This is a genomic window from Actinoplanes sp. NPDC051343 (genome assembly GCF_044455125.1).
Classification (GTDB): domain Bacteria; phylum Actinomycetota; class Actinomycetes; order Mycobacteriales; family Micromonosporaceae; genus Actinoplanes.
The window spans coordinates 436,093-447,565 of record NZ_JBITEL010000003.1 but is presented as its reverse complement, the minus strand read 5'-3'; the positions used below and the strand labels follow the sequence as shown (position 1 = coordinate 447,565).

The following is an 11,473-nucleotide window of genomic DNA, read 5'->3' as shown; positions in this document are numbered from 1 at the left end:
AATGCGGCGTGCCCTCCGCGCTGATCGGCCTCGACACCGCCCCGGCCGTGCACGATCGGCCGGGGCGGTCGCATCCCCGGGGCCGTTCCGCCCTCGCCGTGCTGAGCCTGCTCCTGATCGCCCTGCTCGGTCCGGCCACGCCGCCGGTGCCCGAGCAGGTGCGCGCCACCCTGATCACGGCGCAGAACCAGGACAACGTCTTCGTCAGCGGCAACCGCCTGTACGTGGTCGACGCCGCCCCGACCGGCCGGCCGCGGTTGATGCGCACCTACCGGCTGCCCGACGGCACGCTGCTGGCCCGCACCACGCTGCAGATCCCGGAGCCGGTGGCCGGGGTGCTGGCGGCCGGCGCGACCACGCTTGTGGAGACCACGGTCGGCCAGCGCTCGGCGGTGATCGCGATGGACAACGCGACAGGCCGGTCGGACTGGTGGCAGTTCGGTGTCGTGCGCGGCGCCTCGGCCACCGGCGGGGTCGTGCTTCTCGCCGACGACCGTGACTCGTCCGAGGACATCGACGCGGTCGACCTGCGGACCGGGTTGTACCGCTGGCAGGTGCTCGCGCCCGCCGGCGGCCTGCTGCTGGCCGCCGAGCAGCCGGGCTCGATGCCGCGGTGGCTGGTGTCCGCCGGCCCCCAGGGCCGGCTGGACAGCTACGACGCCTTGACCGGCAAGCACGTCGCGACGGTCCAGGCGGCGGCGTCCGGGGCGCTGGCCGCGCCGGCCGGTTCCCTGTTCCTGGTCGGCGACGACGCATCCGGGGCGACCGCCTACACGCTGCCCGGCCTGACCCCGCGCTGGCATGTGCCGACCGGCTCGTGGAAGTTCCCGGACGCCTCGCTGGAACCGGACTGCGGCACCGTGCTGTGCGCCTATCTGCCGGAACTGGTCGCCCTCGACCCGGCGACCGGGCAAACCCGCTGGACCTCCGACCGTTGGACCTACGCCGCGCGGACCGGCAGATATCTGCTGGCCGGTAACGGCGACGGCACGCCCGATCAGGTACCGCTCACGGTCCTCGACCCCGAGACCGGGCAGGTGCGGCTCGATCTCGGCGGCTGGCGCCAGGTTGTCGGATCCGACGGCTTCCTGACGTACGCGGTGAGCAACGGCCACCCCGGCTTCGTCGGCCGCTTCGACCCGGACCGGATGGCCGTGCGCGTCCTCGGCACCACCGACGACGCGTTCGGCCATTGCGACGCGGCCGCCGGTGCGGTGGTCTGCCACCTCACCGACGGCCCGGTCACCATCTGGCCGGAAAACTAGTGCTTGGCGACGATCGTGGGATAGATGTGCTCGAAGCTGAGCGCCTTGCCGAAGCCGGTCGCCACGATGAACGTGAGACCGAGCAGCACGCCCAGGATCACGACGGTGAAGAGCAGGTAGGCGGTGATCCTGGCCGGGACGGGGGCCGGAGCCTCTCCGCCGGAGGCCAGTGAGCGGATGCCGAGGCCGAAGAGCACCGGCAGGCCGGCACCGAGGATCAGGCTGGCCAGGAACACTCGCCAGGCGCCGTCGAGGGCGAAATGCAGGTTGTTCATTCCTCAGCCCACCAACTCGAGGGGTCCGCGGTCGTCGGCTGCGGCCTCCCATTCGTCGTTGACGTTGTGCCGGCCGACCGGGGTCTTGCGGGCCCGCAGCCAGACCGCGACCGCGGTGACGATCAGCACGGCGAACACGATCAGTGCGCCGGCGAGACCGCCGAGCAGGTGGGCGAGCCACCACATCACCGCGCCGACCACCGCGGCGGCCGGAAGGGTGATCAGCCAGGCGGCGACCATGCGGCCCGCCACCCGCCAGCGCACCAGCGCGCCGGGCCGGCCCAGGCCGGAGCCGACCACGGAGCCGGTCGCCACGTGGGTGGTGGAGAGTGCGAACCCGAGGTGGCTCGAGGACAGGATGACCGCGGCCGACGCCATCTGGGCGGCCATGCCCTGCGCGGGCTTGATGTCGACCAGGCCCTTGCCCAGCGTGCGGATGATGCGCCAGCCACCGAAGTAGGTGCCGAGCGCGATGGCCAGGGCGCAGGCGACCTTCACCCAGAGCGGGATGCTCTTGGTGTCGGACCAGTCGCCGCTGGCGATCAAAGCCAGCGTGATGACACCCATCGTCTTCTGGGCGTCGTTGGTGCCGTGCGCGAGGGAGACCAGCGAGGCGCTGCCGATCTGGCCCCACTTGAAGCCGCGATCGGTGTAGCGGGCGGCCAGTCCGGTGGTGACCTTGAAGACGATCCAGGTGCCGACCGCGGCGATGACGCCGGCGATGACCGGCGACAGGACGGCCGGTAGCAGCACCTTGCCGACGACGCCGTCGAGCTTGGAGCCGTCGCCGTTCCAGTTGACCCCGGCCCAGCCGAGGCCCGCGATCGAGGCGCCGATCAGCCCGCCGAAGAGCGCGTGCGACGAGCTGGACGGCAGGCCCAGCAGCCAGGTGAGCAGGTTCCAGACGATCCCGCCGACCAGGCCGGCGAGCACGATGAGCAGTAACGCCTTTCCTCCGTCGGACGTCAGGCCGGCCTGCGGCGAGCCGTCCTTGTTCTGAATCTTGACGACGGCGTTGGTGACGGTGAGCGCGACCTGTACGGACAGGAAGGCGCCGACCAGATTGAGTACGCCGGACAGAGCGACAGCGGTCTTCGGCCGCAGGGCGTTGGTGGCGATGGTGGTGGCCATCGCGTTCGCGGTGTCGTGAAACCCGTTGGTGAAGTCGAAGGCAAGAGCCGTGACGATCACCAGTGCCAGGATCACTGAAGTCTGGGTCACCAGGTGATCGTCACCGACGTTGCCGACCGGGGCCTAGGGGGTGAACGGAACCTTTTCGATGTTCCGCCGCTGTTAACCTGTTGTTTCCCTAAGGTGAGCGGTATGTCGCCTTTGCCGCACGGACAGCAAACGGCCGGAGCCTCCAGGCCCCGGCCGTTCTTGTTCAGTTCACTCAGTCGTTAGGCGGGTCGACCAGCGGCCAGCCGCCGGCGGCGAGCCGGGCCGAGACCCGTACGACGTCCTCCGGAGTGGCGTTCTGGAGCATCTCGCCGCTGATCATGTTTTCGATGTCCGCGGCCGAGATCGGGTCGTCGCTGCCCATCGACTGGTCGGCCAGGGCCGTGGCGATCTTCTTGACCTCCTCCTCGGTCATCTTGCGGCGCAGGATGCCGAGCAGGGCGACGTAGTCCTGCCGAGGCACACCGGTCGGGTAACCGGCGCGCAGCCAGTCCACGGCGCGCGTCAGGAAGCTGGAGCGGGAATCTCCCACCGCACTCGCCTACCTATCTGTCACTTGGAGTGGATCGTCGGATAAATGTGGTCGAAGGTCATGACCTTGCCGAAACCGGTCGCCACGACGAAGGTGATCCCGAGCGCGACGCCCGCGAGCACGACGATGAAGAGGACCCAGGCAAGGACCGTACCGGCCGGGTTGGCCTTCGGGCCGGTCACGCCGGTGGCGTGGACCTCGGCGTCGCCGCCCGCTCCCCAGGCCAGCGAGCGGATGCCGAGAGCGAAGATCAGCGGGAGGCCGGCGCCCAGGATCAGGCTGGCGGCCAGCACCTTCCAGGCGCCCTGGAGAGCCAGTGTCACGTTGTGCATGTCGGGTGCCCTCTCAGCTTGCCGCGCCGGCGGGGACGCGCTCCGGCTGCTGCGGAGTGCCTTCCCAGTCGTCGTTGACGTTGTTGTGGTCGACCGGGTCGATCCGTGAGCGGTAGAACATGAACCCGGCCAGGCCCAGCAGGATCACGAAGACGACGACCGCGCCGGCGACACCGCCGCCGACGATGTGTCCGATGTACCACATCAGGGCGCCGACCACAGCCGCCGCCGGGAGGGTGATCAGCCAGGCCGCGACCATCCGGCCGGCGACCTTCCACCGGACCTGGGCCCCCGGCTTGCCGACGCCGGTGCCGAGGATCGCGCCGGTCGCGACGTGGGTGGTGGAGAGCGCGAAACCGAGCTGGCTCGAGGCCAGGATGACCGCGGCCGACGCCGACTCGGCGGCCATGCCCTGCGGCGGGGCGATCTCGACCAGGCCCTTGCCGAGCGTGCGGATGATCCGCCAGCCGCCGAGATAGGTGCCCAGGGCGATGGCCAGCGCGCAGGCGATCTTGACCCAGAACGGGATGCCCTTGGTGTCGTGCCAGTTGCCGCTGGCGATCAGGGCGAGCGTGATGACACCCATGGTCTTCTGCGCGTCGTTGGTGCCGTGCGCCAGCGAGACGAGCGAGGCGCTGCCGATCTGGCCCCAGCGGAAACCGTTGTCGGTGAAGCGCGCCACGACCCCGAGGGTCACCTTGTAGATCAGCCAGGTGCCGGCGGCGGCCACGATGCCGGCGATGATCGGGGAGGCCACCGCGGGAAGGATCACCTTGCCGACGACGCCGTCCAGCTTGGTGCCGTCGCCGACCCAGTTGACGCCGGTCCAGCCCAGCCCCGCGATGGTCGAGCCGACGAGGCCGCCGAAAAGCGCGTGCGAGGAGCTCGACGGCAGGCCGAGGAGCCAGGTCAGCAGGTTCCAGACGATGCCACCGATCAGGCCCGCCAGCACGATCAGCAGCAGCGCCTTGCCGCCGTCGCCGACCAGGTCGGCCTTGGGCGAGCCGTCCTTATTCTGGATCTTCACGACGGCGTTGGAGACGGTGAGCGCTACCTCGACGGAGAGGAAGGCGCCGACGAGATTGAGGGCGCCGGAGAGGGCAACGGCCACCTTCGGCCGCAGCGCCCCGGTGGCGATGGACGTCGCCATCGCGTTAGCGGTGTCGTGGAACCCGTTGGTGAAGTCGAAGCCGAGGGCTGTGACGACCACCAGGGCCAAGATGACGGTTGACTGGGTCACTCCGCCAGCGTCGCGCCCGAAACGTCAGACCTGAAGAGGTCGACGACCATGGATTGAATGTTCAACTTGTGTTGGGGCGACCGCCATTGCGGGTTCCCAAGCTCGACACCGCGCGCCATGGTTCGCCGACCGTTGTGCGGCGGGTAAGGAACTGACGGGCAAACCGTACCGGAAACCTGGGATTCGTCCGATCAGGATGCCGAAGGATATCCGATCGGTGCAAGGACCCCAAATTGCCCGAAGTCCTCATTTTCCCGTTTCTGCGATCACGATCAGTAATTCTTTGATTTTTTTCGAAAGAGCTGCAACGTAAACGAGGGCTGGTCACGTCTTCTCCATCGAGCGCGCGCCCAGAAACCAGGGGCCCGCGCAGATCTATGTGGAGATCTCAAGGGGGACAACGGGAATGAGTTCCGCCGAGTTTTATCCGGGCCTGACCGGTTTTGAGAGCATCACGCCGGAGCAGCGCACCGAATTCCTCGAGCAGGGCGTGCTGCTGGTGCGCAACGCCCTTTCCGAGGAGCACCGGGCCCGGCTCGAGGAGGCGGTCGATCGGGTGTACGCCCAGGAGCAGGCGGCCGGCAAGCTCAAGAAGGACGGCACGCTGCACATGCTCGGCTTCCTGCCGCGCGACGAGGCGTTCGGCGAACTGCTGACCCAGCCCACGACCTTCCCGTTCATCTGGGGTCTCGCCGGGTGGAACATCTACTCCCACCACAACCACCTCGACGTGACGCCGCCGCAGGGTCCGGACGAGAAGCCGTCGTGGGGCTGGCACCAGGACGGTTACCGGCAGAACTCGGACCCCGAGGTGTTCGGCGGTGACGTCCCGCGGCCGATGTTCTCCCTGAAGATCGGGTACGTGCTGTCCGACCTGTCGCGCACCGGCCGGGGCGCGACCAAGGTGATCCCGGGCAGCCACCTCGACAACTCGCTGGAGCGTCCGGCCGACACCTCGGTTGAGAACCCCGACCCCAAGGGCACCGTCGAGATCACCGCCAACCCGGGCGACTGCTTCATCTTCGATCGCCGCCTCTGGCACTCCCGCTCGCCCAACACCAGCACGGTGACCCGCAAAATGCTGTTCGTGGGCTACACCTACCGGTGGATCCGGCCGCTCGACGACATGCCGATCGACCGCGACAGCGAATGGTGGTCCAACCGCACGCCGGTGCAGAAGCAATTGCTCGGCGACTCGCCCCACACCGCCAATTACTGGGGCGTCAACTGGGACGGTTTCGTCGACGACAAGATCCCGCTGCGGCATGAATTGAATTCGCGCGGCCTGCTCGACCGCTCGATCCCCTGGCTTCGCTGACCGATTCGGAACAGCCGATCGCCCATCACAGCAGCACCTAGACCGCCGCCGGTTCCTCGCGTGCCCTCCCCCGACGCGGACCGCGCCGAACCGGCGGTCTAAAACCGGATTCCGTCACAGCCGCAGGCCCGTCACCCCTTCCAGGTGACGGGTCTGCGGTGTTTTCCGGCCCGGGTCGTTCAGGCGACGTGGGCCTCGGCGCTGACCCGGGTCAGGGCATCGGTCAGGATCGCCAGACCCTCGCGCGCCTCGTCCTCGGTCAGGGTGAGCGGCGGCCCCATCCGCAGCACGTTGCTGTAGAGGCCGCCCTTGCCGACCAGCAGGCCCCCGGCCCGGCACTCGTCGAAGACCCGCACCGTGGCCGCCGGGTCGGGCTCGGTGGTGCCCGGCCGCACCAGCTCGATGCCGATCATCAGGCCCTTGCCGCGCACCTCGCCGATGAGCGGCAGGTCGAGCGCCCGTAGCCCGTCGAGCAGGATCGAGCCCACCCGGGACGCGTTGCCCTGCAGGTCGTGGTCGAGCACGTAGTCGAGCACCGCGTTGCCGGCCGCCGCGGACAGCGGGTTGCCGCCGAAGGTGGAGAAGCTGATGGCCTGCACCGCGTTCATGACCTCGGCCCGGCCGACCACGCCGCCGAGCGCGAACCCGTTGCCGATGCCCTTGGCGAAAGTGATCAGGTCGGGGGTCACGCCGTGCGCCTGGTAACCCCAGAAGTGCTCGCCGGTGCGGCCCCAGCCGGTCTGCACCTCGTCGGCGATCAGCAGGATGCCGTGCTCGGCCAGCACCTTCTGATAGGCGCCGAGCAGCCCGTCGGGTCCGGCCACGAAGCCGCCGACACCCTGGATCGGCTCGGCGATCAGCGCCGCCACGTCGCCCGCGGTCACCGTCGTCAGCACCTCGCGCAGGTCGTCGACCGCCGCCTCGGCCAGGTCGCCCGGTGCCAGGCCGGCCATCCGCCCGCGCAGCCGGTCGGCCGAGGCGAGCCAGGAGACGTTGAGCGGGCTCAGCGAGCTCGACGACCAGCTGCGGTGCCCGGTGATCGCCATGGTCGCGAACGTGCGGCCGTGGTAGCTGTTCTTGATCGCCAGAATCTGGTTGGAGCGGCGGATGTTGGTGGCGAACAGCAGCGCCGACTCGTTGGCCTCGGTGCCCGAGTTGGTGAAGAACACCCGCGCGTCCGGGATGCCGCTGAGGCGGGCGATCTTCTCGGCCAGCGCGACCTGCTCGCCGATCAGATAGAGCGTCGAGGTGTGCACGATCCCCTTCGACAGCTGACGCTGCACCGCCTCGTTGATCTCGGCGATGTCGTAGCCGATCATGTTGGTCAGCACGCCGCCGAAGAAGTCGAGGTAGGTGCGGCCGTCGGAGCCGGTCACCCGCCGCCCCGAGCCTGCGACCAGCTCGATGGCGTCGTCGCCGTAGTAGATCGGCATCCAGCCCGGCATCACGGCGCGGTGGCGGGCGAGCAGGTCGTCGGACAAGGAATCCTCCAAGGGTCAGCGCCAGCCGCGCGGGTGCGCCCGCTCCCGGGCGCCGCTGCCGCGGCTGTCCAGATGAGCGGCCGACGCGAGCGCGCCGGCCAGGTCGTCGAAACCACCGGCCACCAGCCCGACGGTGACACGGACGTGATCGGAGCGCAGCGGAGTCACGCAGAACGGCGCGCCCGGCGCCACCGCGATGCCCTGCGCGGCCAGCGAGACCATGGCGATCTGCTGGTCGTCGACGGTCAACCAGAGGTTGATGCCGTCGGCCGCGGTCGCCTCGGCGCCGTGCCCGGCCAGCTCTTTGAGCAGGGCCGTCCGCCGCGACGCATAAGCGTCGCGAGCGGCGGCGACCCGGGCCACGGCCGCCGGGTCGGTCAGCAGGTCCAGGAGTACGCCCTGGAGCAGCCGGCTGGACCAGCCCGGCCCGAGGAGCCGCCGGTCGGCCACCGCGCCGACCACCGCGGCCGGCCCGCCGACCGCGGCCAGACGCAGGTCGGGACCGTGGCTCTTCGAGAAGCTGGCCACGTGGACCGTGCCCTCGGGCCGATGCCGCCCGATGCTCACCGGCGGCGCCGAGGCGATGTCGCCGGCGTGGTCGTCCTCGATCACCAGCACGTCCGGGTGCCCGGCCAGCACCCCGGCGAGCTCGGCGGCCCGCCCGGGCGACATGCTCACCCCCGCCGGGTTGTGCGCGCGCGGCTGCAGAACGAGCGCGGCCGGCGGGTAGCCGTCGAGAGCGGCGGCCAGCGCCGCGGGCTCGAGGCCCTGGTCGTCGATCGGCACCCCGACCACGGTCGCGCCGACGGTCTGCAGCAGGTCGAGGATCGGGGCGAAGGTCGGATTTTCGACCAGCACGTGGTCGCCGAAGCGCACGACCGCGCCGAGGATGCGGTCGAGCGCGTCGAGGGCGCCGTCGACCACGGTGAGCCGCTCGGGCGGGAACGGCCACCGCTCGCGCAGCACCGCCTCGAGGCCGGGCAGCACCGGCTCGTCGAGATAGCTGCTGGTCAGCCGGCCGTCGCCGATGCGCCGCAGCGCCTCGGTCAGGTCGGGCAGCAGGTCGTGGTCGGGCACCCCGGTGGAGAGGTCACGGGCGACCGGGACGGCGGGACCGGCCAGCTGGGTGTAACGCCAGTCGCCGCGGGACAGCACCGGGCCGGCCACGAACGTGCCCGAGCGGCCGCGGGTGCGGATCGCCCCCGCCCGCCCCAGGCTCTGCCAGGCCTCGCTGACCGTGGTCGGGCTGACCCCCAGTTCGCGGGCCACGTCGCGGACGGTCGGCAGGCGGCTGCCGGCGGGCAGGCGGCCCGAGGTCACCAGACGGCTCACGGCCGCGGCGATCCCCCGCGCGCTGCGGTCGTCGACGGCGCCGCTGATCAACCCGAGCAAGTTACGTCTCCGAAACGTTCCGTTACATTCGGGCAATTGTCCGCCCGAACCTGTGTCGCTAGAGTCCTACGGCATTCGGGACGCGAAAGCAAGGCGATCGAAGCGGAGCCAGGAAGCTCTGGTCTAGCTCAAGATGTCTAACGGGGAGTAGAACAAGTGATCACAGGACGCGCTTGACCAGCGCGGATGATCAAGGAGAGGGGCGTTTCATGACCGACGTCATCCGCGCCGCCCTCGTCCAGACCACGTGGACGGGCGACAAGGAATCGATGATCAAGGCGCACGAGGACTACGCGCGCGACGCCGCCGCACAGGGCGCCAAGGTGATCTGCTTCCAGGAGCTTTTCTACGGCCCGTACTTCTGCCAGGTGCAGGACGCCGCCTACTACGAGTACGCGGAGTCGATCCCCGGCCCGACCACCGAGCGCTTCCAGGCCCTCGCGGCCGAGCTGGGCCTGGTCATGGTCCTGCCGATGTACGAGAAGGAACAGGAGGGCGTTCTCTACAACACCGCCGCGGTGGTCGACGCCGACGGCCGCTACCTCGGCAAATACCGCAAGCACCACATCCCGCAGGTGAACGGCTTCTGGGAGAAGTTCTACTTCCGCCCCGGCAACCTGGGCTACCCGGTCTTCGACACCGCGGTCGGCAAGGTCGGCGTCTACATCTGCTACGACCGGCACTTCCCGGAGGGCTGGCGCGAGCTGGGCCTGGGCGGCGCACAGATCGTCTTCAACCCGTCGGCGACGAGCCGTGGCCTCTCCAGCTACCTCTGGCAGCTCGAGCAGCCGGCCAGCGCGGTGGCCAACGAATACTTCATCGGCGCGATCAACCGGGTCGGCATCGAGCCGCTGGGCGACGACGACTTCTACGGCCAGTCCTACTTCGCCGACCCGGAGGGCAAGTTCGTCGGCGAGGTCGGCGACACGCACAACCCCGAGCTGATCGTGCGCGACCTCGACCTGAGCCTGATCAGGACGGTCCGCGAGCGCTGGCAGTTCTACCGCGACCGCCGCCCGGAGTCGTACACGCGCACGGTGGAGCTGTGACGATGATGCTGATCAAGGGCGGCACGGTCGTCGGGCCGACCGGGGCGAGCGCGGCCGACGTGCTGATCGACGGCGAGACGATCGCGGCGGTCTTCGCGCCCGGCCGCGGCCCGGAGGACGTCGAGACGATCGACGCGACCGGCAAGTACGTGATTCCGGGCGCGATCGACGCGCACACCCACATGCAGATGCCGTTCGGCGGCACCCAGGCCAGCGACACCTTCGACACCGGCACCCGGGCGGCGGCGATCGGCGGGACGACCACGATCATCGACTTCGCCATCCAGCGCACGGGCGAGGTCGTGCAGGACGGCCTGGCCGCCTGGCACGCCAAGACGCAGGGTCAGTGCCACATCGACTACGGCTTCCACATGATCCTCGGCGGCGTGGACGACGACGCGCTCAAGGCGATGGACCAGCTGGTCGCGAGCGAGGGCATCACCAGCTTCAAGCTGTTCATGGCCTATCCGGGCGTCTTCTACTCCGACGACGGGCAGATCCTGCGAGCCATGCAGAAGGCGCGCGACAACGGCGCCATGATCATGATGCACGCCGAGAACGGGCCGGCCATCGACGTCCTGGTCAAGCAGGCGCTCGAGCGCGGCCAGACCGACCCGATCCACCACGGCATCACCCGGCCGCAGGAACTCGAGGCCGAGGCGACCAGCCGGGCGATCTGGCTGGCCGGCGTGGCCGCCGACTGCCCGCTCTACATCGTCCATCTGTCGGCGTCGAAGGCCCTCGAACAGGTGCGCAACGCCCGCGACCTCGGCCGCAACGTGTTCGCCGAGACGTGCCCGCAATACCTCTACCTGACGCTGGAAGACCAGTTGGGCGCGCCCGGGTTCGAGGGCGCCAAATGGGTCTGCTCGACGCCGTTGCGCAGTAAGCACGAAAGCCACCGGGCCGACCTCTGGCAGGGACTGCGCACCAACGACCTGTCGGTGGTCTCGACCGACCACTGCCCCTTCTGCATGAAGGATCAGAAGGAGATGGGCCTCGGCGACTTCTCCAAGATCCCGAACGGCATCGGCAGCGTCGAACACCGGGTCGATCTGCTCTATCAGGGCGTGGTCGACGGCAAGCTGTCACTGGCCCGCTGGGTCGAGACGATCGCGACGACACCGGCCCGCATGTTCGGCCTCTACCCGCGCAAGGGCGTGATCGCACCCGGCTCGGACGCCGACGTGGTGCTCTACGACCCCGACGGCCGCACCCGGATCAGCGTCGAGACACACCACATGAACATGGACTACTCGGCCTGGGAGGGCTGGGAGATCGCCGGCAAGGTCGACACCGTGATCTCCCGCGGCGAGGTGATCAGCACGGGCGGCACGTACACCGGCCGGGCCGGCCGGGGCAAATACCTGCCGCGCGGTCTCTCCGACTACCTGCTCTGAGGGGGCCGCG

At 69.6% G+C, this 11,473-nt stretch carries 11 protein-coding genes; 4 read left to right on the top strand and 7 right to left on the bottom strand.

Going from position 1 to position 11,473, the window contains the following annotated elements; translation table 11 throughout:
* Nucleotides 1-8: 8 nt before the first annotated feature.
* Nucleotides 9-1,265 carry a PQQ-binding-like beta-propeller repeat protein gene (locus ACIA5C_RS12625; RefSeq protein ID WP_396053772.1) on the top strand — a complete coding sequence of 419 codons (1,257 nt, stop codon included), beginning with the start codon at nucleotides 9-11 and terminating at the stop codon, nucleotides 1,263-1,265.
* On the opposite strand, the gene ACIA5C_RS12620 is transcribed toward ACIA5C_RS12625, so the two are convergent.
* The 5 genes from ACIA5C_RS12620 to ACIA5C_RS12600 form a co-directional block, all read right to left on the bottom strand.
* Nucleotides 1,262-1,540, bottom strand: coding sequence for a hypothetical protein (locus tag ACIA5C_RS12620; RefSeq protein ID WP_396053770.1), 279 nt, complete (start codon nucleotides 1,538-1,540; stop codon nucleotides 1,262-1,264). The genes ACIA5C_RS12625 and ACIA5C_RS12620 overlap by 4 nt on opposite strands.
* A gap of 3 nt (nucleotides 1,541-1,543) precedes the next feature.
* Nucleotides 1,544-2,761, bottom strand: a complete 1,218-nt coding sequence (locus ACIA5C_RS12615; protein ID WP_396053768.1) for an anion permease — start codon at nucleotides 2,759-2,761, stop codon at nucleotides 1,544-1,546.
* Nucleotides 2,762-2,933: 172 nt separating this feature from the next.
* Nucleotides 2,934-3,251, bottom strand: coding sequence for a DUF3349 domain-containing protein (locus ACIA5C_RS12610; RefSeq protein WP_396053766.1), 318 nt, complete (start codon nucleotides 3,249-3,251; stop codon nucleotides 2,934-2,936).
* 20 nt (nucleotides 3,252-3,271) lie between these two features.
* Nucleotides 3,272-3,583 (bottom strand): hypothetical protein, encoded by a 312-nt coding sequence (locus ACIA5C_RS12605; RefSeq protein ID WP_396053764.1) that lies wholly within the window; start codon nucleotides 3,581-3,583, stop codon nucleotides 3,272-3,274.
* A gap of 13 nt (nucleotides 3,584-3,596) precedes the next feature.
* Nucleotides 3,597-4,823, bottom strand: a complete 1,227-nt coding sequence (locus ACIA5C_RS12600) for an anion permease (RefSeq protein WP_396053762.1) — start codon at nucleotides 4,821-4,823, stop codon at nucleotides 3,597-3,599.
* Between the two features lie 406 nt (nucleotides 4,824-5,229).
* Between ACIA5C_RS12600 and ACIA5C_RS12595 the strand changes: the two genes are divergently transcribed.
* Nucleotides 5,230-6,141 (top strand): phytanoyl-CoA dioxygenase family protein, encoded by a 912-nt coding sequence (locus ACIA5C_RS12595; RefSeq protein ID WP_396053760.1) that lies wholly within the window; start codon nucleotides 5,230-5,232, stop codon nucleotides 6,139-6,141.
* Nucleotides 6,142-6,320: 179 nt separating this feature from the next.
* On the opposite strand, the gene ACIA5C_RS12590 is transcribed toward ACIA5C_RS12595, so the two are convergent.
* A complete protein-coding gene (locus tag ACIA5C_RS12590; RefSeq protein ID WP_396054326.1) occupies nucleotides 6,321-7,586 on the bottom strand; it encodes an aspartate aminotransferase family protein in 1,266 nt (421 codons plus the stop codon).
* Between the two features lie 51 nt (nucleotides 7,587-7,637).
* Nucleotides 7,638-9,005 carry a PLP-dependent aminotransferase family protein gene (locus ACIA5C_RS12585; protein WP_396053758.1) on the bottom strand — a complete coding sequence of 456 codons (1,368 nt, stop codon included), beginning with the start codon at nucleotides 9,003-9,005 and terminating at the stop codon, nucleotides 7,638-7,640.
* A gap of 218 nt (nucleotides 9,006-9,223) precedes the next feature.
* Between ACIA5C_RS12585 and ACIA5C_RS12580 the strand changes: the two genes are divergently transcribed.
* On the top strand, nucleotides 9,224-10,063 hold the full coding sequence (locus tag ACIA5C_RS12580; RefSeq protein WP_396053756.1) for a nitrilase-related carbon-nitrogen hydrolase: 840 nt from the start codon (nucleotides 9,224-9,226) through the stop codon (nucleotides 10,061-10,063).
* Nucleotides 10,064-10,065: 2 nt separating this feature from the next.
* Nucleotides 10,066-11,463: a dihydropyrimidinase gene (gene hydA, locus ACIA5C_RS12575; protein WP_396054323.1), complete on the top strand. Its 1,398-nt coding sequence runs from the start codon at nucleotides 10,066-10,068 to the stop codon at nucleotides 11,461-11,463.
* Nucleotides 11,464-11,473 lie beyond the last annotated feature (10 nt).

What these genes read in the sequence shown, in the direction of transcription:
- ACIA5C_RS12620 (WP_396053770.1), bottom strand. Translation starts at nt 1,540, where the DNA reads ATGAACAACCTGCATTTCGCCCTCGACGGCGCCTGGCGAGTGTTCCTG.
- ACIA5C_RS12605 (WP_396053764.1), bottom strand. Translation starts at nt 3,583, where the DNA reads ATGCACAACGTGACACTGGCTCTCCAGGGCGCCTGGAAGGTGCTGGCC.
- ACIA5C_RS12595 (WP_396053760.1), top strand. Translation starts at nt 5,230, where the DNA reads ATGAGTTCCGCCGAGTTTTATCCGGGCCTGACCGGTTTTGAGAGCATC.
- ACIA5C_RS12590 (WP_396054326.1), bottom strand. Translation starts at nt 7,586, where the DNA reads ATGCCGGGCTGGATGCCGATCTACTACGGCGACGACGCCATCGAGCTG.
- ACIA5C_RS12580 (WP_396053756.1), top strand. Translation starts at nt 9,224, where the DNA reads ATGACCGACGTCATCCGCGCCGCCCTCGTCCAGACCACGTGGACGGGC.
- hydA (WP_396054323.1), top strand. Translation starts at nt 10,066, where the DNA reads ATGATGCTGATCAAGGGCGGCACGGTCGTCGGGCCGACCGGGGCGAGC.